The 24,864-nt window shown below is 43.6% G+C and carries 22 protein-coding genes and 1 pseudogene; 12 read left to right on the plus strand and 11 right to left on the minus strand.

What is annotated here, in order from left to right:
- Window positions 1-76: 76 nt before the first annotated feature.
- The gene (locus tag BJP34_RS04355) at window positions 77-3,535 is read right to left on the minus strand and encodes a non-ribosomal peptide synthetase (protein WP_070391294.1); all 3,459 of its coding nucleotides are present in this window, start codon (window positions 3,533-3,535) and stop codon (window positions 77-79) included.
- Between the two features lie 517 nt (window positions 3,536-4,052).
- Window positions 4,053-4,949, minus strand: coding sequence for a hypothetical protein (locus BJP34_RS04360; protein WP_070391295.1), 897 nt, complete (start codon window positions 4,947-4,949; stop codon window positions 4,053-4,055).
- 144 nt (window positions 4,950-5,093) lie between these two features.
- Here BJP34_RS04360 and BJP34_RS04365 point away from each other — a divergent pair, with 144 nt between their 5' ends.
- The gene (locus BJP34_RS04365; protein WP_149030785.1) at window positions 5,094-6,626 is read left to right on the plus strand and encodes a zinc ribbon domain-containing protein; all 1,533 of its coding nucleotides are present in this window, start codon (window positions 5,094-5,096) and stop codon (window positions 6,624-6,626) included.
- Window positions 6,627-6,795: 169 nt separating this feature from the next.
- On the opposite strand, the gene BJP34_RS42360 is transcribed toward BJP34_RS04365, so the two are convergent.
- Together BJP34_RS42360 and BJP34_RS04375 are read right to left on the minus strand one after the other, a co-directional pair.
- Window positions 6,796-6,954 carry a hypothetical protein gene (locus tag BJP34_RS42360; protein WP_158517005.1) on the minus strand — a complete coding sequence of 53 codons (159 nt, stop codon included), beginning with the start codon at window positions 6,952-6,954 and terminating at the stop codon, window positions 6,796-6,798.
- A 91-nt stretch (window positions 6,955-7,045) separates the two neighbouring features.
- Entirely contained in the window at window positions 7,046-7,354 is a 309-nt protein-coding gene (locus BJP34_RS04375; RefSeq protein WP_324611073.1) for a GPW/gp25 family protein, read from the minus strand.
- A 16-nt stretch (window positions 7,355-7,370) separates the two neighbouring features.
- Here BJP34_RS04375 and BJP34_RS04380 point away from each other — a divergent pair, with 16 nt between their 5' ends.
- From BJP34_RS04380 to BJP34_RS04390, 4 genes and pseudogenes are all read left to right on the plus strand, one after another.
- A complete protein-coding gene (locus BJP34_RS04380; RefSeq protein ID WP_070391298.1) occupies window positions 7,371-7,958 on the plus strand; it encodes an IS607 family transposase in 588 nt (195 codons plus the stop codon).
- Window positions 7,942-8,217, plus strand: coding sequence for a helix-turn-helix domain-containing protein (locus BJP34_RS04385; RefSeq protein ID WP_070391299.1), 276 nt, complete (start codon window positions 7,942-7,944; stop codon window positions 8,215-8,217). The genes BJP34_RS04380 and BJP34_RS04385 overlap by 17 nt, the downstream gene beginning before the upstream one ends.
- 258 nt (window positions 8,218-8,475) lie before the next feature.
- On the plus strand, window positions 8,476-8,694 hold the full coding sequence (locus BJP34_RS50290) for a hypothetical protein (RefSeq protein WP_083304996.1): 219 nt from the start codon (window positions 8,476-8,478) through the stop codon (window positions 8,692-8,694).
- 137 nt (window positions 8,695-8,831) lie between these two features.
- A pseudogene (locus BJP34_RS04390) lies at window positions 8,832-9,420 on the plus strand (zinc ribbon domain-containing protein); the annotation flags it as partial.
- 592 nt (window positions 9,421-10,012) lie between these two features.
- On the opposite strand, the gene BJP34_RS04395 reads toward BJP34_RS04390, so the two are convergent.
- From BJP34_RS04395 to BJP34_RS04415, 4 genes are all read right to left on the minus strand, one after another.
- On the minus strand, window positions 10,013-10,222 hold the full coding sequence (locus tag BJP34_RS04395; RefSeq protein WP_070391300.1) for a bacteriocin: 210 nt from the start codon (window positions 10,220-10,222) through the stop codon (window positions 10,013-10,015).
- 380 nt (window positions 10,223-10,602) lie between these two features.
- Entirely contained in the window at window positions 10,603-11,070 is a 468-nt protein-coding gene (locus BJP34_RS04405) for a Uma2 family endonuclease (RefSeq protein ID WP_229424239.1), read from the minus strand.
- A 146-nt stretch (window positions 11,071-11,216) separates the two neighbouring features.
- Window positions 11,217-11,954 carry a hypothetical protein gene (locus BJP34_RS04410; RefSeq protein ID WP_149030786.1) on the minus strand — a complete coding sequence of 246 codons (738 nt, stop codon included), beginning with the start codon at window positions 11,952-11,954 and terminating at the stop codon, window positions 11,217-11,219.
- A 64-nt stretch (window positions 11,955-12,018) separates the two neighbouring features.
- A complete protein-coding gene (locus BJP34_RS04415) occupies window positions 12,019-13,671 on the minus strand; it encodes an NAD(P)-binding domain-containing protein (RefSeq protein ID WP_070391303.1) in 1,653 nt (550 codons plus the stop codon).
- Window positions 13,672-14,095: 424 nt separating this feature from the next.
- Between BJP34_RS04415 and BJP34_RS04420 the strand changes: the two genes are divergently transcribed.
- Both BJP34_RS04420 and BJP34_RS04425 read left to right on the plus strand, forming a co-directional pair.
- Window positions 14,096-14,644, plus strand: coding sequence for an EF-hand domain-containing protein (locus BJP34_RS04420; RefSeq protein ID WP_149030787.1), 549 nt, complete (start codon window positions 14,096-14,098; stop codon window positions 14,642-14,644).
- A 56-nt stretch (window positions 14,645-14,700) separates the two neighbouring features.
- Window positions 14,701-16,224, plus strand: a complete 1,524-nt coding sequence (locus tag BJP34_RS04425; RefSeq protein WP_070391305.1) for a GMC family oxidoreductase — start codon at window positions 14,701-14,703, stop codon at window positions 16,222-16,224.
- 583 nt (window positions 16,225-16,807) lie between these two features.
- Here BJP34_RS04425 and BJP34_RS04430 read toward each other — a convergent pair.
- Together BJP34_RS04430 and BJP34_RS48355 are read right to left on the minus strand one after the other, a co-directional pair.
- Window positions 16,808-17,071, minus strand: coding sequence for a hypothetical protein (locus BJP34_RS04430; protein WP_070391306.1), 264 nt, complete (start codon window positions 17,069-17,071; stop codon window positions 16,808-16,810).
- Between the two features lie 67 nt (window positions 17,072-17,138).
- Complete coding sequence (locus tag BJP34_RS48355; protein WP_267876477.1) at window positions 17,139-17,261, minus strand: hypothetical protein; 123 nt, start codon at window positions 17,259-17,261, stop codon at window positions 17,139-17,141.
- Between the two features lie 758 nt (window positions 17,262-18,019).
- Here BJP34_RS48355 and BJP34_RS04435 point away from each other — a divergent pair.
- The 5 genes from BJP34_RS04435 to BJP34_RS04460 all read left to right on the plus strand — a co-directional run bounded on the left by BJP34_RS04435 (window position 18,020) and on the right by BJP34_RS04460 (window position 24,374).
- Entirely contained in the window at window positions 18,020-18,328 is a 309-nt protein-coding gene (locus BJP34_RS04435; protein WP_070391307.1) for a hypothetical protein, read from the plus strand.
- A gap of 478 nt (window positions 18,329-18,806) precedes the next feature.
- The gene (locus BJP34_RS04440; protein ID WP_193431312.1) at window positions 18,807-20,438 is read left to right on the plus strand and encodes an SGNH/GDSL hydrolase family protein; all 1,632 of its coding nucleotides are present in this window, start codon (window positions 18,807-18,809) and stop codon (window positions 20,436-20,438) included.
- A gap of 335 nt (window positions 20,439-20,773) precedes the next feature.
- Entirely contained in the window at window positions 20,774-22,102 is a 1,329-nt protein-coding gene (locus tag BJP34_RS04445) for an IS701 family transposase (RefSeq protein ID WP_070391308.1), read from the plus strand.
- A 1,203-nt stretch (window positions 22,103-23,305) separates the two neighbouring features.
- Complete coding sequence (locus BJP34_RS04455; RefSeq protein WP_070391310.1) at window positions 23,306-23,560, plus strand: hypothetical protein; 255 nt, start codon at window positions 23,306-23,308, stop codon at window positions 23,558-23,560.
- A gap of 547 nt (window positions 23,561-24,107) precedes the next feature.
- Entirely contained in the window at window positions 24,108-24,374 is a 267-nt protein-coding gene (locus tag BJP34_RS04460; RefSeq protein WP_070391311.1) for a hypothetical protein, read from the plus strand.
- A gap of 78 nt (window positions 24,375-24,452) precedes the next feature.
- On the opposite strand, the gene BJP34_RS04465 is transcribed toward BJP34_RS04460, so the two are convergent.
- Entirely contained in the window at window positions 24,453-24,794 is a 342-nt protein-coding gene (locus BJP34_RS04465; RefSeq protein ID WP_070391312.1) for a XisI protein, read from the minus strand.
- Between the last annotated feature and the right edge of the window lie 70 nt (window positions 24,795-24,864).

Raw genomic sequence — 24,864 nt, forward strand, 5'->3', positions numbered from 1 at the left:
CGAAAGTGTCATGTCCGGTTCTGAAGACGAGTCGGTGGGGCGACTCACCGGCTTAGTTTAATCAACCACCAGATTTTCACCTGGTGCTATACAGGTCATTCCTGCTGATAAGTAGGTTTAGACAGGTTAAATGTTGCACTAAATCCAGATAAAATAAGACGGTGCCGCTGCTGGGAGGGACTAAGAACACAGGTGGTAAATTTCCATCGGGCTGCATTGCCACCAGGGTAGACATTGACCGAGAATCTGGGTCAGAGCGAATAGAAGTAGCCAGCTGCTCGATAGTCGGATTTTGTAACAGCGCGGCCAAAGACAGATTTTTGTCCAACTGCCGTTGAACCCTAGCGATTAAGGCGATCGCTAACAACGAATGACCACCGATATCAAAGAAATTATCTCGGACTCCTATGGGAGAAACCTCTAAAACCTCCGACCAGATTTGTGCCAGTTGTAATTCAAGGGTATCCCGAGGTGCAATAAAATTAGCATTGCTACCGCTAGTTCCCTCCGGTGCGGGAAGCGCCCGGCGGTCAATTTTGCCGTTGGGAGTCAGGGGCAGGGAATCTAGCATCACAAAAGCCGAAGGCACCATATAGTCCGGCAGCTTTTGCTTGAGAAAATCCCGCAGTTTCGCTGTCAGTTCTCGCACCTGCTTCCGATACAAAGGGTTATTGGCAAAATCGCTCCAATTCTTCCAAGGAGATAGAGAGCGAGGCCCATCGAAAACTATTGTCGGAACCACATAAGCCACGAGACGCTTATGACCGGATTGGTCTTCCCAGACGATGACGGCAGTTTGCCCAACTTCCGGGCGGGTCCCCAGTACCGCTTCGATTTCTCCTGGTTCGATGCGGAAGCCACGAATTTTTACCTGGTTGTCGATGCGACCGAGAAGTTCGATGTTACCGTCCGGGAGATAGCGTGCCTTATCCCCCGTTTTGTAAAGACGCGCTCCTTCCTCTTGGCTGAAAGGATTGGCAATAAACTTTTGCGCGGTTAATTCCGGACGGTTGCAATAGCCTCGGGCTAGACCCACACCGCCGATATGCAGTTCCCCCGGTACGCCGATGGGAACCGGTTGCAGAGCATCGTCGAGAATATAGAGAAGTATGTTGCCAAAGGGTTTGCCGATGGGAACTGGAGACTCTAGGGCTAGATTAATCTCGGTACTTTCAAAATAGCAACTGTCAATAGTTGCTTCGCTCGCTCCATAAGAATTTACCAACCGAGTTTGGGCACCGCAGAACTGCCGAAATTGTTGGTATTCTTTGACAGACCAACTATCAGAACCGATCACCAGTAATCCCATGAAATCCAGGTTTTGCTTGGTATTCTCCAAATACTCAATTAAATACCTGATCACTGCTGGCACAAATTCGGCGCAATCGACTTGCTCTTGGAGCATCAACCGATAGAGCTTTTCCGGTTCCAACAAAAATTCCCTCGGACAGAGAACTAATTTGGCTCCTGAACAAAGGGCTCGCACCCAATCTCCTGTAAAAACATCAAAGGAGAAACTCGCCATTTGCAGATGGCTGTTTTCTGGACTTAGTTGATAGGCTTGCTCCCAAGCTCGATAAGCATTCACCAGACTTTGATGTTCGACTTGCACTCCTTTTGGCTTTCCCGTCGAGCCTGAAGTGTAGATGACGTAAGCCAAAGAAGTCGGTTTGGCACGAAGCCCGAAATTTTCCTGACTATACTGAGAAATGACCGACCAATCTTTGTCCAAGAAAACAATCCGCCCCTGGCTTTCTGGCAGTCGAGCCACGGATTTTTCTGAAGCCAACAGCAAAAACAGTTGGGAGTCTTGTAGCAAATAAGCCAGGCGATCGCGCGGATAGCTTGGGTCTAAGGGCAGATAAGCCCCGCCCGCTTTGAGAATGCCCAGCAATCCTACCATCATTTCGATAGAGCGCTCTACGCAAATCCCTACCATTTCCTCCAGACCGACTCCGATCGATTCTAAATAGCGAGCTAATTGATTGGCGCGATCGTTCAATTCTCGATAGGTAATTTGTTCCTGCTGAAAAACTACAGCCACCGAATCAGGCGTCCGTTCTACCTGCTCTTCAAATAACTGATGAATGCACTTATCTTGCGGATGGTCTGTGAAATTATTGTTCCATTGCACTAACAATTGATGTGTTTCCTCTGCCGTCAGCAGGGGTAAAAACGCAATTTGCTGCTCTGGATTAGCAACAATCGACTCTAGCAAACAAATAAACTGTCTTGCCCAGCGGTGAATAGTTTTGGCATCAAACAGGTCGGCACTATATTCCCAGATGACATGGAGAGATTTGCCAATTTCCTCAATTCCCAAACTCAAATCAAATTCCGAACCCTGTTCGTGTACGGCTAAGTATGGCTCCATAGACAGTACTTCTTCCCCTACCAGGCTCTCGGGTGTCTGCGGATTGTACCAGCGATGCTTGCGCCAAGTGAAATCAACTTGAATTAGGGGATTTCGGCTGGCATCTCGGGGAGGGTTGAGCCGTTGTACTAATAAATCGAAGGGATAATCTTGATGAGCTTGTGCCTCTGTTACCGTCCGATGGATGCGGGCGAGAAATTCTGCGAAGGTAGGATTGTCTGCTAGATTTGCCCGTAACACTACCTCGTTAGCAAAGTAACCGACAATGCTTTTAAACTCCTCAACGCTCCACCTCTCTGCCATTGGGCTTCCTAGCAGGATGTCGTTTTGGCCTGATAAGCGATGTAACAGGACAAAGAAGGCAGCCAGCATAGTCCGATAAAGACTGACTCCTTGCTGGGCAGCCAGTTGTCGCAGTTTCTTGATCAGTCCTCCATCAAGTTCGACAATATGGAATTCATTCCGACCGCTCAAAACCTTGGGTCGTCTTCTGTCTGTTGGCAAATTCAAAGTCGGTAAGGAGTCGGCGAGTGTTTGGTGCCAATAGCGAAAGAGTTCTTCTCCTCGGGCGGACTCTAGCATCTGAGTAGCCCAAGACACATAGTCGGCATATTGCCAAGGGGAATCTGGCAGCAAGTTAGCAATTTTTGCTTCTTGGAACTTCTCGACCTCTGCTGCATATAAAATTTGGAATTCTTTGAGAAGCAAGTCAAAAGACCACCCATCCCCTGCAATGTGGTGCAGGGCGATTAATTGGACAAACTCTTGGGTTGAGCGGGCAAACAGCCCCAGCCGCAAGACCTGGCCCGTTTCTAAATTGAAGGGACGCTCTACCGCTACCAGAATTTTGCGCTTTAACTCGTCCTCGTCCCATCCAGAAGCGTCTGTTACTTCAATCTCAACCTTGGAGTCTTGACTAACTACTGCAACGGGTTTGCCGTCCCGATTCCTATAGGTAGTTCGCAGAATCGAATGTCGTCCAACCAGCTTCTGCCATGCCCTCCGCCAAGCCTCTAGGTCTAACTCGACCGCCAGACGAGTGGTTATAAATATGTTGTAAGCTACACTTTCTGGATTCTTCTGGTATATGAACCATAAGGCTTGCTGTCCCTGTGAGAGAGGGAAAAAATACTGATCGTTTTCTCTAAATAGGTTCTGCATTCCGAATCTATGCAATAAGAATTTGAGAGTACTTTTTCAATTACTTACAGTTGTTTACCTACCTACCCCCAACCCTTGAAAATAGTGGATCAGTTGCTTGGCTTTGCCATTCAACTTCCTATCAATCAGTTAGTTGTAATCAAATACAAAAAGACATTTGCGATTTTATCACAGGGCAAATGCCTATTATGAATAAACCAGGGATAGTTCTCAATAAACCCTGGCTTATTGTGCTTGTTGACAAGGTATTTTACACATATAGTGTTTTTTAACAGTTATCAAACACTATATATAGCAATTCTAAAGAATTGCTAAAATATGCAAAATCTAAAATCCTTGGTGGGCAAGGGTTATAGCGTCGGCCAAGCCGACGCTACGCGAACGCTTCGGGCACTATAATTTCACGAATAATATAGGATTGCTATATAGGACAGACGAAAATTAGATGGGTTTTCCCTCTCACCCTCCCCACAATCCTTTGAGTTATTGAGTTACCACAAAAAGATGCATCCTCTAATTACAAACCCCCTAGTAAATAAAACTGACTTCTGCCATTTTCAGGAGTTACCTTAGTTAAGCTTACTGGATGACGGTGTTGGGGGTTAGCCCCAGCCCTTAAGCCAGTGTTTGGGTCTCTTACCTCTTCAAAGATCAACACATCCCCTGGTTTAAAGGTCAGATGTCCAATTAATGTTGCTTTGGTCTCTTGCTTCGACAAAAACCATTCCCTTGCTCCCCAGGTATAAAATTTAATCTCATTGTGGGCAGCAAATAGTTCCTGGGAATGTAAGGTTTGAAAGGTTTTTGCCCCTTGAGCCCAGACCTCACTCTTAGCAGAGGAATCAGGATCGATTACCGACCCTTGACCAGAAACATGGGTTAGTAAAAGAGTTCCTTTTGCTAGCAGCACCTGATCAGTATTTACTGCTACCTGCACCCAGACTCTAGCATTGCAGCCCTCGTGCAACACGTAATCTACCAGCCTGCCGTGGCGGCGTACAGACGTGCGGCGGCGAGCTGTACCAAGGTAGGCTTCAGTAGCTACAGCATCCTGATAGTAACTGAGGTAGTCAGCAGAGTAGGCCAATACTTCCACCAGCGCAATCCCTAAATCCGCAGGATTGCGCTCTAGCCATTGAGGCATCACTTCCGACAAGCGGTTGAGCATTAATTGCCGAAAGCTGCTATAATCTTTCGCTAAGTAATCTATCTCCGGTACCGACAGAGTTTCTATATCACTTGAAGGTACTGGTTGCGGGTCAAAAGTAACTTGGTCTGGGCGTTTGAAGGAAAAATTAAGCCGCTCAAAAAACGGATCTACATTGCTAATATTAAGCAGTTGTAGCGTATAGGTAGATAAATCACTAACCTGGGACTTAGTAGGAGCTTTGTATTCCAGCAACAGCGTCAGCACATTCCCACTAGGTGGTTGGATTTCCAGGAGCCTCGCAATTAAACCCCTAAAAATACGTATAAATCAGTATTTAATACCATAAAATGGACATTGAAATTTTAGTAGCGCTAGAGTATAATTCAAGTAATTGACTCAGAATTGAAGATGCCCAAGAAAGTAGGAGTGACCAAGAAAATATCAACTCAGATTGTTCCTGTAGTGGGGATGACTGAGTCGGTTGAGCTTGAGTTGCTACAGACAATGAAAAAATTAGGCATCGTCAGGTCTGAATCCTACAACAAGTTAGGTAGCATAAGTCATTGGGGGATTGACTGGAAGAAAGCCTATCCAGAGGTTAGGAGTTTTAGAACTCCTGAATCCTTGGAACTGCCCTCTAAGTTAATGGAGTGGACTGTTAGCGACACAGCAAAAGCGATTGCAGCTCAACAAGCTGCTTGTATTGAAGCAGTAATCAAAAAGATTTACAAAAGGTTTTCTGGAAAAGATAACCAAAAGACCAGAAAAGAATATGCCACGCAGCTAAAAACCTTAGCTTTTCTGGACAATTCACTCCTGCATAGGCTGGTCAGAAAGGAGTTCCAAAGGGGTCACTCTTGGGTCAATAATCAGATAGTTTATCAGCAAGGAGGGTATAGATGCAAAAGACTCTCCCGCAATACTTACCAACTAGAACTAGCTGGACTAAAAAGAGGAAAAAGGAACAAAATAGTTGTTAGGTCTAATCGGAAAATCAAAGGCCAGATTAGACTGATATACAACCAACTTGTGAAAAAATTTGAGATTTACTTCTTGGTAGACCATGGAACTGTAGAAATTCCTGCTGATCGCCGAGCCATTGGGATAGACAAGGGATACACTGAGGCTTTCTATGATTCAGATGGTCAAGCACACGGAAAAAGCTTGGGCAAATTGACAACCCAGAAATCCGACCGAATATGTGCCAAAAACCGCAACAGAGGAAAGCTTTGGGCGCTTCATAGAAAACTAGAAAAGATAGACCCAGTTAAGTCGGCTCGAATATTACAAAATAACTTAACTAGAAAAACAGAAAATCGCCGATACAGAAAGAATCAGTCAGAACTCACAGCTATAATAGGAGCCGCATCCAAGTCTCTGTTCAACGGAGAATCATTAAAAGTATTTGCAGAAGATTTAACACAACCAATCCAAAATAAACGTCAGTCCAAAGCCATGTCCCGCAAGCTTAATAGTTGGATGAAGGGTCAAATGCGGGACTCTTTACAGAAATGGGCTAATTGGACTGGGTCGGTTGTTACAGAAGTCCAGCCTAGTTACACGTCGCAAGTTGACTCCAGGAATGGAACCCTTCTCGGGAAAAGGACTGGGGACAATTTTACCGGATTTGATGGGGTCGTGTTGCAGGCTGACTATAATGCTGCCAAAAACGTCCTTGCTCGGGGTACAGACAAAGGGATTACTCGGTACATGAATAAAACCGAGGTGCAGGCAGTATTATTGCGCCGTACCGCGCGTTTCCTGAAAGGGATGGGACTGAGTCTACTTGATGCAGTTGAGCTTGGTTGGCTTGACTGTAAACATGAGCTTTGCTCGGGCTTTCAAGCAACTCCTGGTCGGGATGCCAGGAACGCCCAAATAGATAAGTGGGAGGCTCAACTCCGATTGCCGTATAACCACTTCTCACTTGGGCAACAATAAATTGCACCTTGACCGTTTGATACAGGTTTATCCTGATTAATGACGGTTTAAGAGTATCCCTAACATCAGTAGTTGAAACCGCTGTACCTCTAGTGATGCGAATATTTCTAGAGGTCAGGTTTGAGAGCACGTCCTGGGTTGCTTGTGCGGAAGCTGGTACAAAATGAAGCTAATGGGCCCACTTATTCGGTTCATTCGGTGTCTGTTGTGATTCCACCTGAATGTAATCCAGCCCGATCTGTTTAGTTTGACGACTAAGAGCCATCCGGCGTTGGTATCGGAACATGTGTTCAGCTGTTATAGCACTACGCATTAAAGTGTTTGACATTGATACAAGCTGAAAACCTTGTGTAGTAAACTTTTGCCTCTTGCCTGTTGCCAATGCCATTGCGCGTAGCGCTATACCAAGTCTGTCATAATCACAACCCTCGCTCAAACTCAGTTACCTGACGCTGTTGATTACGCCGAATCACATACTGGACTGTGACTCGCAACTTAGTATCTTCACTCTTTACTTCCACCCTCTCAACTTGAATTAACTCCCCTAACCACTGCTGCAACGACCCTTGAACCAGAAACTGAACCGCAGTACTGAGTTCCTCACTATTCGGAGAAAAGACCAGCTGCATCAGACTGCAGCCCAAGGTCGGGCGGTTGACCCGTTCTCCTGGGGAGGCTAGGGAACAGCAGCAATAAGTATAACAAAGTATAATAAAGTCTAGAATTATATGTTAGACTTTAATTATGGCATTAGTACCAATCCGTAAGGCGGTCGAACTTACAGGACTCTCTAGAAACACTTTGAGGAAGTATGCAGACAATGGCACGCTCAAATGTGAGCGGACTCCAAGCGGATATCGCCTCTTTGACACAAACAGCCTCCTCAGTCTCGGAAAAAACAAAGGGAGTGGACAAGCTACAATCTGTTACTGCCGAGTCAGTAGTGGTAAACAATTTGACGACCTCGCCAGACAGATCGCCTACATGCACTCCCTCTTCCCGGAAGCGGAAATCGTCAAAGACATCGGTTCAGGACTCAACTACAAAAGAAAAGGTCTTCGAGCCATACTGGAACGACTTATGCGTGGCGATCAACTCACAATTGTTGTTGCCTATCGAGACAGACTCACCCGATTTGGGTTTGAACTTTTTGAGCACTTAGTCAGTCTCAACGGTGGAAAAATCCTGGTTCTCGACAACCCTGAAAGTTCTCCAGAATCAGAACTTACCGCAGATCTTCTCTCCATCATTCACCTCTTCTCTTGCCGGGTTCACGGACTCAGAAAATACGGCCAAAAAATCAAAGAAGATTCGAGTGTTCCTAAACCCTGAACAGCGAGCAATTGTCCGCCACTGGTTTGGGGTATCCCGTTACGTTTTCAATAAGACCGTCAAAATACTCGAAAATGGCGAAGTTAAAGCAAATTGGAAAGCCATGAAAACTGGTATTATAAATGACCTTCCTGAATGGTGTAAGACAGTGCCTTATCAAATCAAATCTATAGCGATAAAGGATGCTTGTCCCGCTGTCAGGGTCAGAAGTTACCGCAAGGATAGGGTCGCCTTTATAGTTGGTAGGCTATGCAGATAAGGGTTAAAACTTATTGATTAAGGCTCCACTAACAATCAGGTTTCGTCTCCGGAGGCCAAGAAAAAATGCAAAAAGACAGCGCAGATTAATCGGGTAAAGTTCAGATATCGGAAAAATTTGGTACAAACTTGTTATATTCCAAAGTCGGCGGTTTCTATTAAAGGAATTTATTACACGATATTAGGTGAAATAACCTTTACTGAAACACTTCCCGTTCGCGCAGCGTCGGCTACGCCGAATCACATCTGCGATTGTTGATTGACTAGCACCAACGGGGACTATTATTTAGTAGTTCCCTATAAGACAACTCAAGGAGAAACCGAAAACCAAGGTAGAGTAGTTGCCTTAGATCCTGGTGTTAGAACTGTCTTGATGCAGTCGCTCATGGGGGAAACCACGGCAGTCGCTCATGGTTTGTTCGCGTTCGCCTTTGGCGTGGCCTACGGCCAAGCGTGGCCTACGGCCAAGTTACCGTAAGATAGTGGAGCCTTCTTAACAAATATTTAACCCTTTTCTGCATAACCTGCTAACTATAAAGGCTCCACAATAAACAGGTTTCGTCTCCGGGGGGACCCCCAAGACCGCGCTGCCTCCCCAAGACCGCGCTGCATCGCTTTTTGACATTTTTCAGTGAGACTTCTATTGGGAAGATTGGCCATGGTGACTTTTCTCGGATCCAACGATTATGTCATCACTTAGACAATTTAATTTCAAAAATTAGCAAAGCTAAGGGTAAGCAAAAGCGTCGAAGGAGAAAAGCCGCCAGGAGGATGATTATTAGAATTCAAAATCTGGTAAATGAACTGCATCACAAAGCGGCAAGATTCCTAGTTGATAACTTTGACGTAATACTGCTTCCTACCTTTGAGACGTCTGAGATGTCTAAAAAGCAAAATCGAAAACTTAGATCTAAAACGGTTCGCAATATGCTTTCTTTTGCCCACTATCGGTTTAAAGAGTTCTTAAAGCATAAAGCAGCCGAAAACCGAAAAATAGTTGTTGATGAAAGCGCAAGCCTATACTAGCAAGACTGTTAGCTGGACTGGTGAACTAGTCAATATCGGCGGGAGCAAGATTATCAAATCAAAAATCGATAACCAACAAATGGATTGACCTTTGGTCACGCTTCGCGAACGTGACATCAATGGCGCTCGTGGGATATTCCTACGGGCTTTGGGAGATACCCCCTGGCTGAGAGATTAGGCTTTGCCGACACTTCGTGAACAGCTTGCATTGGCGGGTAATGGTCTATCTTGGTAGACTTTGGTAGCTAAAAAGTATCGGTAAACAGTAATTGTTCCATCAGCTGAGGGATGTGTTCCTCAGAGGTAGCCTCTGCTGTCCGCCTCCGCCCATCGATTTGGAAAGCATAGCCAATCTCCATTGCTACATAGATAGCTCTGACAACTCATTCACCCTTAGCCTGCTCCCTAAGTGAGTTGATCTGGCTTCCCAGGTTGGTTTGAGTTGGGTTTCACTATGTTCAACCCAACTCTGGCAAGGGTTTGGTTGGGTTGTGTTACTGCTCCAGGGCTCTCTAGGGAAAATCTTTGATTTTGGGAGTTTTCTGGAAAACTATTGAAGCGATCGCTTGAAAATGCGAACGCGCCCCGCGTGACCGTTCGCGTAGCGTGGCCTTTTGGCCAAGGTCAATCGCATTCACAAATCTTAATAATTTCTAGACTACTTTGCTGCTACTGGGGGCTTGAATTGTTTGCTATAGGGTACCTAAATCAATTGTGAGCATTTTTGATGCCATATTCCCGAATCCCGACTCCCGACTCCCTGTTCCCTTTTAGATAACTGGGGTTTTAGGGGACAATAGTATTCCCTGAATTTTATATCTAAGTCTCTGAAGAAAACCTGCATCTGGGGGCAGGGCTAACCTCAATCCACCCATAATTTGTTGTAGGTCATCATTAGTCAATTCATCTAGAAAACTTTCCGGGTCATCAAATAATTCAGCACCACTGGGTTTGAGGTCATTAATCTTGATATTACTCATGCCGTTTATTCTCCAAGTAATATATAGTTTGAGGCTCAATCCATGAGGATTTTATGGATTAATTATCATCCTAGCTAGCTGAACTTAACTATCCATGAAAGTAAATAATCTAATAAGACATAAAAGTAAAAATTATGTCTTATTACTTACGCATCAAACCCGGTTTATTGTAAGGGAAAACTATCAGCTATCAGCTATAGAACAGGGAACAGGGAACAGGGAACAGGGAGTAGGGAGTAAGGAACAGGGAGTAGGGAGTAAGGAACAGGGAACAAAAATTATCACAATTCCTACACGGATTGCTATATCAGCTATCAGCTATAGGCTGAAGGCTGACCACTGACCGCTAAATGCTTACACCAATCCGTGGCGAGATTAGTTCATACTTGATCAGGATCCACTCCCATAGCTCGTAAGCGAGCAGCCAGTTGCTCAGCTCGTTGTTGAGCTTGGGTGGCTTGTTGTTGAGCTTGAGTGGCTTCTTGTTTAGCTTGAGCTGCTTCTTCTTCAGCTTGCACTGCTATCTCTTCAGCAGTAGGTAGCACAATTCCCTCTAAAGTAGCCCAACGTAACCAAGTTGTATCGACATTATTTTTATAGACCCCTTGCCAACGGACTAAGGCTAATCCTAATCTTTCGCTAATTAATCGTCCTTGTTCATCTTCACTTAAAGGCTGATACACGCCATTGTGCCACCTAAATCTGGCAAAATCCTCTGGATTAAACGGGTCGTACCAAAAATATTCTGGTACTCTGACTTGGTCTTGATAGACTACTTTTTTAGTAGTTTTATCGGTGTTAGCTGTACTATCATAAATTAGCTCAATGATGACATCAGGTGGTATCACCTACTCAACGATAACGCCAATAGCTACGGTATCGTTGAAACTCGGAAAAAAAACTAGCACTTGGTTCTATCTTTTTTGACAAAAATATGGTAATAGATTTGCTACACTAGTTTTTCTATTAGTAGTCAAATTTTATAGAACAGCGTTTAAACAACCGCAATCGGCGTAGCCCATTCTCTTTTTTTCGCAAATTCCAAATTGTCTTTCCAACGCAGTTCGATCTGATCGCACATATACTCAGCCATCTCTAGTCCTCTTTTACGCATCTGCTCGTCGAGGACTGCTTCTGTAAACAAATCCTCGTCAATAATCTGATGCTGTTGATTAACAAGACCACCCGGTTCCACACCAGAATGAATGTCGCCCACATACTCTAATTGAGTTCCTGTCTCTTCGGCGAATTTCCTGGCAATGGGAGCCGTCTTGCCAAAGAGGAGGTGAGCAAAGAATTCCAGAGGTGCGATTAAACTGTAGCGCAATAGGGGATCTTGTGCTTCGTGGGCTAATGCTACTATGCCATAGATGAAGGCACGGTCTAGCTTTCTGTGATCACCATAAATGAACTCAAGCCCCTCTGAGAATTTCATGGTTCGGTTCAACTCTAGTTTTTGCAGGTCTCGTAGATACCACTCCCAGTGCGTACCATCCTGTAGGCAATGATCGTTAATTAACCTTTTTAGTTCGTCTGTGGCTGCCTCGGAGGAGGGATAGGGAAAAATCAGTTTGTTTAAGTCCATAAAACCCATCACAAACGCGCACACGTGAGGTAGCCACAAACTGAGGCGATCGCGAGCACTAATTGAATCGTCATCTAGCCACAGAATAAACGGGTTCTGTTTTGCTTCATTTGTGCGCTTGCGAATATACCCTAACACTTCTTTCATTTTGTCTTGAACTCTCAGTGAAAACGCAGAACAAATTATCAAAATCTGTAAGAGTCTAACAATTTTAGGTAACAACCAGTTCGAGGGAATTCCCTGTTCCTGTTGCTTTGTCGATTTCCTGCTCAAAGAACGCCTGTAATCTCTGGGCATAGAGCTTCTGAGCCTGAGTCGGATCGGATTCACCGATGTATTCCAAAGATTGAATCAGAGGCCGATCCCCCGGATACCCATCCGGTCGCCAATCGTTATCCAAATGTTCAGGTAGATGATATTCCTGTACCAGGGTTGAGCCATTAAAGCGTCGAATCACTGGATGGAGATAAGCATCGTTATAAGCCTTGTCTGGATCAGGTTCCCGGTCTACCTTCAGCGAATCACCTTCAAAATGTCCGTACTCCATAGTAATTATGTAGTAGTGATTGTGCTGACCCAAATCAGTGTCATGGACATAGTCTACTGGCAGATCTTCGTAGTAATACCCTGTGGCACCAGATTTAAGAATAACCAGTAAATCGCAGAGAAAACCCGGTTGAAGAAAGAGGGCAGCACTTAAACTCACCCTTTCAATCACTGCTTTGACAATGCTTTTTGGATTCACTGGAATCGAATCATAGGGCAAAGGCACTGCATGATATTTCTGAGCGAGAATCTGACTTAGAGCTTGGATATTGTGGCGAAATCCATGGACGAAACCGGACATGGTTTTCTTAAAATCCCGACACTGCATAATCGTGCCTGCAAAATATAAATCCTTTACATTAATGGATTCCCATTCGCTGGTCAGAGCTGGAAACCGATTATTAATGGTTAGTTCTGGCTTGCATGTCTGATCAAATATAGAAGCGTCGAAACGGAACCCCGTACAAACCAGAACTTGATCATAGGCTAAAATGGCTTTCTGGCCTTGGGCATGAGAAAATTCAATGTGAACACAATACTCTCCGTCTTTCCATTCTATCTTATGAACCTTGGCATCTAAGATGGCGTTTTGACCTTTCAACTGGTAAGTGTCAATAAACTCATTGTTGACCCCCCGTATATGGCCAACATAGTGGGTATTCCACGCCATTTTGATAGATTCAGGACTGCATAAATGAATGGCCCGAGCAGTTTCTACCAAAGAATTAGCAGTTTCTAAGGCAGAATTTGATTTACCTAAAATCAACACCCGTTGATCAATAAAGTTGTCAGGATTAATGTCGAAATCATAATAGTTTTCGGTGAGTTCGATTCCTGTAATCTCTGGAATATAGGGTTGGGAAACCCCCGTTGCCATCACCAAACAACCACAGACATAACTGTTTCCTTCTTCATCTACCACTGTGAACCGATCTGTTTTACTAATTTTCGCAACCTTCGCTTCATATTTAATATTAAGCTCAAAGCGCTCGCCATAATCTTGTAGATACTTAACATAATCTCCCGCATCGGGGAAATAACGGCGACTGTAATTAGTGAAAGACATCTGATCATCATCACACAGCAAGGAATGCCAGTCATATCTAAGCTGCGCCTCTCGTTCCTTGTAGCCAGTATAGACCTTGTTAATTGAGATTAACTTGCGATGTCGAGGAAATTTTTCATAAAAATTCCCGGCTTTTTGTCCTGCCTCCAAGATGAGGTAGTTTATGCCATTTTTTTTCAGAAAGTATCCCAGTTGCAATCCTGCTGGACCTGCACCAACAATCAAGTAATCTAATTCGGCGGTTTTGTTCATTTTCAAGCAATTCCCTTTGAGCCAGCGATTTATTCTCAAAAACAGGACAAGGCGAAGAAGCCGAATAGGTATTGGCTGAAGTTCACACTCAGGTATTTTGGCTATGCTTATTGAGTCTTTTCAGTCAACCCGGTTACAAATCACATTGTAACCGGGTTGATTATACCATAATTTCGCAAGAAAGCCCACGCCATAAGGCACGTTGTTTTTAAAAACACGCAAGATCTAGGACTCTGTACCCAGTCATACTATTGTTCTCTACCACCCAAAGCCAAGATTTACAGAACTTTTGGACTGATGCAAGCACATTCGTACAGGGGAACTTCAGTATAACCGATACCCTAAAGGTAGCTCCAGACGGTAGTGTTGCCAAAATGGGGTTGATCCTATAGTATTACATGGTGATTGGTTTTTAGATAGATTAATGTTAAGTGAATTACAGAAGCAAAGATTACCAAGATTGTTTGCAATGTATGACGCAGACAATAACGGTTTCATTGAGTCAGCCGATTTTGACCAGTTTCTAAAAAGCTACTCGCAGTTTCGCAGTTGGGCACCGGGCTCACCCCAGTACGATTCCATTCAATCGAAGTTAACGTCTCGTTGGAATACTATGCAAAAGTTTGCAGACACTAATGGTGACAACAAAATCTCTTTGGATGAATGGCTGGTATATATGGACAATATACTCAATGACCCAGAAGCTTATGAGGCGCAACTACATGGCATTGCAGCTTTGGCCTTTAGCGTATTTGATGTTGATGGGAACGAGCAACTTGATTTAGAGGAATACAAACAGTATTTTCGAGTCCATAACCTTGATGAAAATTCTGCTAAGGAGGTATTCAAACGGCTAAATTTAAACGATGATGACTACATTTCTAAAGAAAAACATATGGAGCTGATCGATCAGTTCTTCCGTAGTGATGATTCAGAATCACCTGGTAATTTGCTCTTTATTAAAGCAATATAAAACATTACAAGGTTTGGGTCACAGAGATTGTCCTGATTAAAGAATATGTTGGAGTCATGACTCAATACGATTATGTGTTGATTGGTGCCGGATCAGCGGGTAGTGTCGTCGCTAACCGTCTTACAGAAAACCCTGAAACGACAGTATTGCTACTCGAAGCAGGTAGTCCCGATACCAAACCAGAAATCCAGGTTCCCATGGCATGGCTTAAACTACTAGGCTCCGAGGTGGACTGGGCATACTTCACCGAAGAAGAACCATACTTGAACAGGCGCAAACTCTTTCATCCACGAGGCAAAGTCTTGGGTGGCAGCAGTTCGATCAATGGCATGGTTTACATTCGAGGTAATGCCCAGGATTATGACCGCTGGGAAGCCTTAGGCAATCGGGGTTGGAGTTACCAGGATGTTTTACCCTACTTCAAGAAATCGGAGAATCAGCAGCGGGGAGCTTCGGAGTTTCACGGAGTATCAGGACCACTTGATATCACCGATCCACTTGCTCCGAGCACAGTGTCGAAATGCTTTGTCGAAGCCGCCATCTCAAAAGGCTATGGGTACAATCCCGATTTCAATGGTAAGCAGCAGGAGGGCGCAGGACTTTACCAACTGACCGTGAAAGATGGCAAACGTCAAAGTACAGCAGTGGCGTTCTTGGATCCGATTATGTCTCGCCCCAATTTAACCATTAAAACAGGAGCATTGGTTACTCGTATACTGTTTGAGGGAAGGCGTGCAGTTGGGGTCGCCTATGTTGAAAATGGGACAGAGCATCACGTTAAGGTCAACCAAGAAGTGATTGTCAGTGCTGGAGCGTTCGATTCCCCCAAGCTATTGATGCTTTCTGGGATTGGTCCAGCAGAACACCTACGGGGGTTAGGCATTCCTGTGGTGCTCGATCTACCGGGTGTAGGTCAGAACCTCCACGATCACCCCCTTGTCTTTGTAGGCTACCAAGCCACTCAGGAACTGCCCATTTCACCAACTAGCAATATTGGGGAAGCTGGATTGTTCCTGCATACTCAGAGCAATGTAGAGGTTGCACCCAACCTACAGTTTATCTATACTTTGCTCATACCTAACAATCCTGACTTTGCCTACAAAGGTCCAGGATTTAGTATTAAAGTCATCAACAACCACCCTCAGAGTCGCGGCAGTGTCAGGTTGAGTACGCCCTCCCCCAATGAAGCACCGCTGATCCGGGTGAACTATCTCCAGGATGAATCCGATCTGAAACTGTTAGTTGAAGGCATTAAAATTGCCCGTCAGCTTGCCCATTTCGAGGGATTTGATCAGTTTCGAGGTAAGGAAGTCGCCCCAAGTGCCGAGGTATCTAGCGACGAAGCAATTCAAGCCTACATCCGACAAATCTGCGCTCCGACATACCACCCCGTCGGCACGTGCAAAATGGGGACTGACCCGATGGCAGTTGTTGACTCCCAACTCAGGGTACATGGAATTGATGGATTGCGAGTCGTAGATGCCTCGATTATGCCAGTCATCACCACGGGAAACACGAATGCGCCGACGATTATGATTGCCGAAAAAGCAGCGGATTTGATTAAGACTTTGAAGAATTAGCAGGAGTAACCTGGAGTGTTGACTATGATATAGCCTTTTCATTTTTAAATAACAGCTGGCGTTGCTGAATTTAAGTATGAATTTCTGACGGAGTTGTCACCCCGTCAGCAGCAACACCTTAATTCTTTCGTTCGCGAAGCGTGACCAAACGCGAACGCGCTATATAATGCGATCGCATAAGCGCGGAAGCTGAGGCCGTAGGCCACGCTACGCGAACGCTTCATCGCGAAGCGTGACCAAACGCGAACGCGTGGCCTTTTGGCCAAGGTCAATCGCATTTCCACTCTTGTGTTAGTAGTCAATTTTTCTAGGACAGCATCGGTATAGTTGTTAATGCTTCCAATAAGTATGATGCGTAAGCGTTTCCACTCTTGTATTAGTAGTCAATTTTTCTAGGACAGTATCGGAATAGTTGTTGATGACTTCGATTAGTTCGATGGCTACCCAATTCCACTCTTGTATTAGTAGTCAATTTTTCTAGGACAGTATCGGAATAGTTGTTATAGAAAAGGGAACAGGGAACAGCGGATCTGGGAACAGAAATATGTCTTAACCTTTACTTCGACTGCTATATTTAGTCCGATTAGTAAGATGCGATCGCGTAGCGTGACCAAAGGTCAATCCCGTAGCGGCTCGTACCGAGCATCGCAATGCCACTTGCTTCAGTAGGGTCTAGGTCAGATTTACCCTGTGCAGACAAATCCGCTCCTGCTGTCCGGGGCGTAAGCGATCGCGTCATCGTCTCCGGATTGTACTGGAAAATAATCACACTAGCTAGGGGATTAGCAGGGTCTAGAGCGACTATTGCCCCTCTCAACAAACGAGGGGAAAGGGGAGATGTAGGCATGAAATCCTTGTGGTTAATAAACTGCTGATCTCAAGTCCAGTTGAATACTTATTATTGAGCTAACTCATCACTTGTTAATTGTTAATTTTTGATTGTCAATGGTCAAAGTGAATATAGCAAGGGAGTAGGGAGTAGGGAGTAGGGAGCAGGGAGCAGGGAAGACAGAAGAGGGAACAGCAATGCGCTGCATCAAGAGGTGCGAGCCGTGGCGAATTTAATTCTTAATGGTAAGAGCGCACCTAACAGGGAATCAATGTCAAAGAAGACTGTACCTCATAACTGCGATCAACGCTATATAACGCTTATTTTTGTAGTTTTAAATATTATTAAATCTCAGCTAAAACAATGGTAAATAAGGGAGCATGTCACTTATGCAGAACATTTGTACTAAGGTAATAGGTAATGGGGAATAGGTAATGGGGAATAGGTAATAGGTAATAGGTAATAGGGGGGGTGCATCTCATTTTTGTTGTTTGACAAGGTGGTGCGTTACGGGGCGGGCTGTCTAAACCCTGGCGCTTGAGCGGAAAATGAGGCCCCCCCTAACACACCCTACGCAACTTTTTTACAAATATGAGATGCACCCAATAGGGGGAGCATGTGACTTATGAATCTTTGTACATTATCTATAGCCCCCTGATGGGTTTAAGCTTGCTCTAATGGGACATAGTACAAATGTTCTGCAACCCAAGACCTGCTCCCGGTAAATAATGCTTTTTGCTCCGTGATATTTGAAAGTATTGCCATAAATTAAGTCCTAGATATCCTCCATCTTGAGCTCAGCATGGAGTAGTTTTAATTTCGAAATTAACCGATAATCACTCCTAAGTTATGCCGTGATCTGATCAGCTAAACAAAAGTACCCTCAAAGGTACTGTGAAGGTGAATTTATATCTGAGATTATAGAAATGTGTTGATTGAAAGTAATTGCAGCAAGAGGTAAAACCGATGGCTTACAAATACTATAATCCCTGTGTCTTCCAAGTTCCGATCAAATTAGAGGTACCCATTGTTCTCGATCTAGCTGTAGCTGCTAAGCCTAAGTGTTTTACTAAATATGAAGACCAAATGGAGCTCGAACAGGCGGAATGTAACGGAACTGGTACTGAGTCACCCGAACCGGTTATAGCGCTACGGGCAATGGCATTGGCAAGAGGCAAAATGCAAAAGTTGACTACAACAGCTTTTGCTGCTTTTATCAATGTCCTAACTTTAATGCGTAGTGCTATACCACTTAATCCCCTTAGGAATCTTTGAAAGGAATTTTTGATAGCTGGCTTTGAAGTAGTTTATAGGAATTAATTCCTGAAACCCCCCTAGGATCTAAGAGGTTGTCTGAGAAGTCTCATTTGCTACATCCAAGCCCCCGTTGGTCCCCATCTGTAAAAAAGCGAAGCATCCGCTAATTCCCCCCAGAATTGGGGGGTTAGGGGGGCAAAATTCAGTATCAAAAAACTTGGGAGATATCCTCTAAGAGGTTGTCTGAGAAGTCTCATTTGCTACATTCAAGCCCCCGTTGGTCCCCCAATTTTGGGGGACTTTTAGAAGCAAATTGACTCTTCCCCCAAAGTTGGGGGGCTAGGGGGGCAAAATTCAGTATCAAAAAACTTGGGAGATATCCTCTAAGGATCTAAGGTCTCTACAGCTGAATGCTTACCTTTCTGAAATTAACCTCAGCATCAGTGAATTATCTAATCACTGATTACCACTCTTTCTTTTTAATAAACAGGCAACTATGATCAAACGCTTTCTTACCAAAGACATGCTCGACTTTGACGCCCCAGATCAGGTCAAAGAAGTTATCCAACCTCAAGGGCGTCCACCGGAAACAGACCCTACTCTGGGTATCCGTCCGGAATTAAGTATTGAAGTCAACCAAAAGCCAGGCACTCCCCGACATCGACTGGTCACTATTGGTGATTCCCTAAGCCATGGCGTCCAGAGTGGAGCAATTTTTAACACTGACCTGTCCTATCCCATGATGATTGCTCAAGAAATGGGTTGGAAAGAACACCTGCGTCGTCCCAGCCAATATGGTAAATTTGGTGGATTACCCCTGAATATGGAGTATGTAGTTAGGCACTTAGAGCGACAGTTTGGTGACCAGATAAACTGGTGGGAATTAGGGTCGGCATTGTTTTCAATCCGCGAATTTATGGACGACATAGAAGATTATTGGGAACGGGGTCCTGGTTGGCAAGGGGGCGTTGGTTCTACTGTTGCTATGGAAAAAGGAATTAACCACAACCTCGCTATTTATGGGTGGAATCTCAAAGACATTATCTCTAAAGACGCAGATACCCTCAGAAAAGAAATCCAGGCACCAACGGATCATCTATTGCGGCAAATCGTTGAGAAGGCCAGCGAACATGCTGGATTGAGGGTTTTGGACTCCGCACGGGATTCACAGGGTAAAGCACTTACCCCAGTCCAAGCTGCCGTGGCACTAGGGCAAGAAGGAAGTTTAGAAAACGGTGAGGGAGATGGTATTGAAACCCTGATGATCATGATTGGGGCGAATAATGCCATGGGCACCATTGCTCAATTGCAGGTCAGATGGAGTTGCGATCGCGATTTAAATTCACCACAGTCCAATCAGCGACCTACGATCTGGTCTCCGGAAGATTTCAAAGCGGAATTGGATCAAGTAGTTGAGCAAGTCAAGCAAATCCAAGCTCGCCATGTGATTTTGGCTACAGTTCCCCATGTCACCATTACGCCCATTGGTCGTGGAGTAGGAAATAAGATCGCTACTGGCTCGCGATACTTCGCCTACTACACCCGTCCTTGGATTAGCGACAAAAATTTCGACCCCAACCATGACCCGCACATTACCGGACAACAAGCCCGAGCAATTGATAGCGTCATTGATCAGTACAATGAATATATTGCTGATGCTGTACGTCAGGCTCGAAAAGAAGGTCGAGATTGGTATTTATTTGAATTAGGAGGATTACTGGATTCCGTAGCTTATCGACGTTATATTGAAGACACCGACGCCAAACCAGATTGGTGGACTCCCTATCAGCTGGCACCGGAACTCGAAGCGCTTTCACCAGTACTAGATACTCGCTTTTTTAGATCCGATGCCACCGGTCGCACCAGCGGTGGTTTCTTCTCCCTAGATGGCATTCATCCCACTACCATTGGCTATGGTATTGTTGCTCAAGAATTGATCACTATGATGCAGCAAAAAGCTGGTGTCAAGTTTTATCGCAAAGACGGTCGCACAGAGCGTCATGATCCAGTCAAGATCAATTTCCAGCGCCTGATTGCTCTAGATACCCTGATTTACGACCCACCGAAATCTTTATCCAGTAGTCTGAAATGGCTCGATTGGCTCGATCAGAACTTGCAGATTTTCTAGGGCTTAGCTTCCGGGAAAATTCATCCCACATCTCAATGCTACGCCATGAGTTTGGGATGAATTTTGCACAGGGTATCCATGGAATTGCTATATATTCTAGCAATTATCATAGTTATGAGGTACACAATTTCGGTATTTTAGGGAACAGGTAACAGCGGATCACCGGAACAGAGAAGAGAGAAGAGAGAAGAGAGAATAGGGAATAGGGAATAGGGATGCGCTACCTCAATACTGTACCTCATAACTGCGATAAACGCTATATCCCTCTTCTGTCACTCTCCGAGCAGTAAAATAAGAGAATAAACAGATTGGGTAGCTCAAAAGTAGATAGGGCAATGGATGTAGAGTTACAGATTCTCAAACATAGTGCCAGAGATGCACAACCAACAGTTTCGGTTATTGATCAATATTGTGAGGCTTATAAAGACCTGTTTTCAGAAGTAAGAAGTTATGAATGTTTCAAATATTTACATTTAGGAATAATCTCACCGATAAAGAGAAAGTCGCTACCAGAAATAGCTAAGGTAGTAGGCATAAAATCTGCTCAGTCACTCCATCATTTTTTAGCCAATTCTCCTTGGTCAGCGACTGAATTAAAATCCCGAAGATTAAGTCGGATGCTCAAAGCATTAAACTCGGAAAAAATCACGGTAATAATTGATGAAACCGGGGATAGAAAGAAAGGGAAAAAAACGGACTATGTAGCAAGGCAATATCTAGGAAGTATCGGAAAAGTAGATAATGGAATAGTGTCAGTTAATGCTTACGGGGTGTATCAAAATATAACATTTCCATTGGTAGGCAAAATCTTCAAACCAAGAGGAACATTAAAATGGGAAGATAAGTACAAAACTAAAATAGAGTTAGCCTCAGAAATCCTAGAAGAATTAGTAGAAGAAGGATTAAATATAGAACGAGTATTAGCGGATAGTCTGTATGGTGAAAGTAGCCAGTTTATTAGAACATTAGAGAAAACTAAATTGTCTTATGTAGTAGCAATTAGGAGTAATCATGGAGTCTGGATGCCAAGTGAACAGAGGGTTAGAGCGAATAAGTGGTGTAAATTTACCAGAACATTTAGTAATCAAAAATCCGAAACTAGATACATTAGAGAAATAGTATATGGAAAAAAGAGAGCCATAACTTACTGGGAAATAACCACAGACCCAAAAACTATGCCAGAGAATGGAACATCTTTTGTGATGACTAATTTGAAAGGTAATCTCAAGAAAATCTTGGGAGATTTGTATGGATTAAGAACATGGGTAGAGTATGCTTTTCGTCAGTGTAAACAAGAATTAGGATGGACAGATTACCGTTTTACTAAGTTTAAGGATATCGAAAAATGGTGGGAAATAATTTTTTGTGTGTACACCATGATTAGTTTAAATTCTCCAGCTTTTTTATCTTTAAATAAATCGACAGAAGTAGCCAATAAGGTGAAAGATGCTGATGATATCCAGGTGAGTAATCATCAACAATGGAATCATAAAGGTGGATGGAAGAATGTGTTAAACAATTTTCGTTTACTGATTCAACCAATTATGATGTTATGGATTATTTTTCCCTGGTTAGATATTTTGCCTAATAGTAAATTATTGCTGGGATTGAATCAGCTAATTAGTGAAATTAATCAATATCAATTCTTTTTTAATTCTGGATAATCTGACTTATTTGTTAATCATTGAATTCGGAGAGTGACAGAAGAGGGATATGTACTGATAAACAAAGCCGAACGCGCCCCGCGTGGCCTACGGCCTTAAATGCTGGGCAAGTCAGCACAACAGTCTTAAAAAAAAACACCAATAAAACAGAGCGGCAGGGTTTGAATTACCGCAAGAAAAGTTGAGCCATTGAGCGCGATAGGTTATGAGTAATAGTTTTAATTCACATGAAATAAGGCTCCACTTTTCAAGGTTTTTTCTCCACTCAGGTTTACACTAGCCTTTTTTCAAGGCAAGGATGATACCTGCGATCGCACTACCGGATTTCATCCCATTACCCTAACATCGCTTTCTCATCCCCACCGAACCATTTTAATTTATAAATTAATATACGGGTTTCTTAGGCTACTCCGTAAACCCTGAGCATCGAAGTCACTGGGAACTTTGCTTGTTTGTATCATCTTCCGGAGCTTTCCTCTCAGCTGACTAAGACTTAAGTCATTGCGCCATACCTCTATAAATAGCCTGAGCAATTTCCTTACCGATGTCTGTGGGATTGTGGGTTTTAGTTAAGTTTAAATTCACTGGTACAGTGGGAATCTTGGTACTATTTTGCCAATTTCGAGGTAGTCCCTTCACCTTAAGCAAACGGGATAATTATGCTTCCACCGCTGCTTGTAAGCGTACCCGTTCTAGTCTATTCAGGTCAATTCCTTCTATGCTTAGCTCTGGGATTTTAATGGTAATGTTCATCTAGGGAGTAGGGAGTAGGGAAAGGCAAGAGGCAAGAGGCAAGAGGCAAAAGGCAAGAGTTAATCAACTCTAGAGGTATTTTGGGTTATGTAAAAAACGGTAATCAATAAATACTAGATATAACTCTGCCCAATTATATAAATTTAATTATTTACTGACTCTAATTTCAGCACTTTAGCTATCCTTACTTATACTAACTATGTAAAATAACTCTGTCAAACAGAGCTATAAGTGTAGACTTATTCATCAAAAATAATTCCCGTTTTTTCCCTTGCCTAAAATTCCGATTCCCGATTCCCGATTCCCGATTCCCTGTTACCTCAAATTTATACTAATCATAATTCGATTATTTTAATCATTAACAAATCGTAAAATTTTTCAAATAAATTGCACATTGTTTATTTATATGTTTAAATAGTTAATGAACACTAAGCTACTCAATTTAAGGCGATGTACAAAAATTTCATTGTTTCACCTTTACCGAATCAATCTAGTGAAATAATTCTCCCGGGTTCCCATGGGTTTTATCCCTACCAAGAACCAATTAAACATACCTTGACTGGTTCTAAGCGGGCGATTTACATTACGATCAGGAATTTGCAGACTCTGGGCTATGCAACAGTTAGCGAGTGGAGTCCACTCCAACGGACTTACAATCCTGGGGAATACATTTGTATTTTGGAGCGCAATTTGATTCTGGATTAAGCTCATAACCTAGCTGGGGGGTCTTCCCCCTAGTTCTACAGTTAAAAATAGTTTAAGAATAGTTTATTGCTTGTGTACTATTCCTTGCTATGGGGGGTCAGAGCCACAGAGGGGTTTAGCCTAAATTCCTCATAAACTAGAATTAATGAGTAGATGCTACATCGCCTTAAATTGCTTTACGTTTGTAGTCATCGCCTTGAATTGGTTTACGTTTGTAGTCGTGGAAGTATTTTCCACGGCTATTTTTTTTGGTCTTGACTAGTAAGCTATCAGCTATCAGCTATCAGTTATCAGTGATCAGTGATCAGGATTCAGCTTATGTGCTACGCACACGCGTGCGCGTTCAGCTTTTGAATCAAACAGGTAACCATTTTTTTATATGAGTTACGTCTGCATGATAGCTGACGGCTGAGCACTGACGGCTGACGGCTGACGGCTGACCGCTGACTGGTCTTGACTGTGGAAGCTGCTGTGGATAGTGTGGATAGTATTCTGGTCAAGCATGGGTTAATGGCAGGACAATAATTCACGGTATCTCAGTGCGGCAATGTTCTGGTTGCGATCGCGTTTGCAAGAATTAGCCCAAGAATTAGCTGGAGATGAGTCGGTAGACCCAGAAGCGATCAAGCAAGGGGAAGCTGCCATGGCAGAAGCGGAAGCCAATCATCCCCGACCTGCGCTGAAATATCTTAGTGAATGCTTTAACTTATCCTTGTTTGAAGAAAAGATTTTACTCCTGTGTGTGGCCATGGAGTTAGATCCTCTTGCCCACCCTACAAGACTTCCTACACTCTCTCGAACATTAAAGGGGTAGGGTGGGCAAATTCTGATTATTTGACCAGATCAGCAGTGATCATGTCCATTTGCCCACCAAATAATATCAAGCGATCACCTAAGCAACAGCAAAATCTGTGTATTGTCGCATTTTTGGCTCATGAAATGCTAAGACAATATCCTCTTTGGGAACTCCAACACGGACAAGGTCGGTAGCAATTCCTTCTTCTGTCCAGTCTTCCTCAATCCAAAATTTCCCTTCTCGAAGACGCACATAAACGGTCATTCCCGTAATTATTTCTCCATTTTGCCATCCTAAATTCATCCAAATATAGTGACCATTTGCTTCATCCGCAATCAGAAAATTCTCAATCGCCTCCTGAGAACGTTTTTGACATAATTCGATATAGTCATTTAATATTTGTTTAATAATTTTGGGGTATTGGGCTAATTTATCCATTGTCTTACCTCTTCTAATTCAGTATCTACAAGAATTAAGGTAAGTTGAGAGGATATCTCCCAAGTTTTTT

It is taken from the genome of Moorena producens PAL-8-15-08-1 (genome assembly GCF_001767235.1).
Lineage (GTDB): Bacteria > Cyanobacteriota > Cyanobacteriia > Cyanobacteriales > Coleofasciculaceae > Moorena > Moorena producens_A.

What these genes read in the sequence shown, in the direction of transcription:
- BJP34_RS04355 (WP_070391294.1), bottom strand. Translation starts at nt 3,535, where the DNA reads ATGCAGAACCTATTTAGAGAAAACGATCAGTATTTTTTCCCTCTCTCA.
- BJP34_RS04365 (WP_149030785.1), top strand. Translation starts at nt 5,094, where the DNA reads ATGCCCAAGAAAGTAGGAGTGACCAAGAAAATATCAACTCAGATTGTT.
- BJP34_RS42360 (WP_158517005.1), bottom strand. Translation starts at nt 6,954, where the DNA reads ATGTCAAACACTTTAATGCGTAGTGCTATAACAGCTGAACACATGTTC.
- BJP34_RS04380 (WP_070391298.1), top strand. Translation starts at nt 7,371, where the DNA reads ATGGCATTAGTACCAATCCGTAAGGCGGTCGAACTTACAGGACTCTCT.
- BJP34_RS04395 (WP_070391300.1), bottom strand. Translation starts at nt 10,222, where the DNA reads ATGAGTAATATCAAGATTAATGACCTCAAACCCAGTGGTGCTGAATTA.
- BJP34_RS04410 (WP_149030786.1), bottom strand. Translation starts at nt 11,954, where the DNA reads ATGAAAGAAGTGTTAGGGTATATTCGCAAGCGCACAAATGAAGCAAAA.
- BJP34_RS04415 (WP_070391303.1), bottom strand. Translation starts at nt 13,671, where the DNA reads ATGAACAAAACCGCCGAATTAGATTACTTGATTGTTGGTGCAGGTCCA.
- BJP34_RS04420 (WP_149030787.1), top strand. Translation starts at nt 14,096, where the DNA reads ATGTTAAGTGAATTACAGAAGCAAAGATTACCAAGATTGTTTGCAATG.
- BJP34_RS04425 (WP_070391305.1), top strand. Translation starts at nt 14,701, where the DNA reads ATGACTCAATACGATTATGTGTTGATTGGTGCCGGATCAGCGGGTAGT.
- BJP34_RS04430 (WP_070391306.1), bottom strand. Translation starts at nt 17,071, where the DNA reads ATGCCTACATCTCCCCTTTCCCCTCGTTTGTTGAGAGGGGCAATAGTC.
- BJP34_RS48355 (WP_267876477.1), bottom strand. Translation starts at nt 17,261, where the DNA reads ATGCAGCGCATTGCTGTTCCCTCTTCTGTCTTCCCTGCTCCCTGCTCC.
- BJP34_RS04435 (WP_070391307.1), top strand. Translation starts at nt 18,020, where the DNA reads ATGGCTTACAAATACTATAATCCCTGTGTCTTCCAAGTTCCGATCAAA.
- BJP34_RS04440 (WP_193431312.1), top strand. Translation starts at nt 18,807, where the DNA reads ATGATCAAACGCTTTCTTACCAAAGACATGCTCGACTTTGACGCCCCA.
- BJP34_RS04445 (WP_070391308.1), top strand. Translation starts at nt 20,774, where the DNA reads ATGGATGTAGAGTTACAGATTCTCAAACATAGTGCCAGAGATGCACAA.
- BJP34_RS04455 (WP_070391310.1), top strand. Translation starts at nt 23,306, where the DNA reads ATGTACAAAAATTTCATTGTTTCACCTTTACCGAATCAATCTAGTGAA.
- BJP34_RS04460 (WP_070391311.1), top strand. Translation starts at nt 24,108, where the DNA reads ATGTTCTGGTTGCGATCGCGTTTGCAAGAATTAGCCCAAGAATTAGCT.
- BJP34_RS04465 (WP_070391312.1), bottom strand. Translation starts at nt 24,794, where the DNA reads ATGGATAAATTAGCCCAATACCCCAAAATTATTAAACAAATATTAAAT.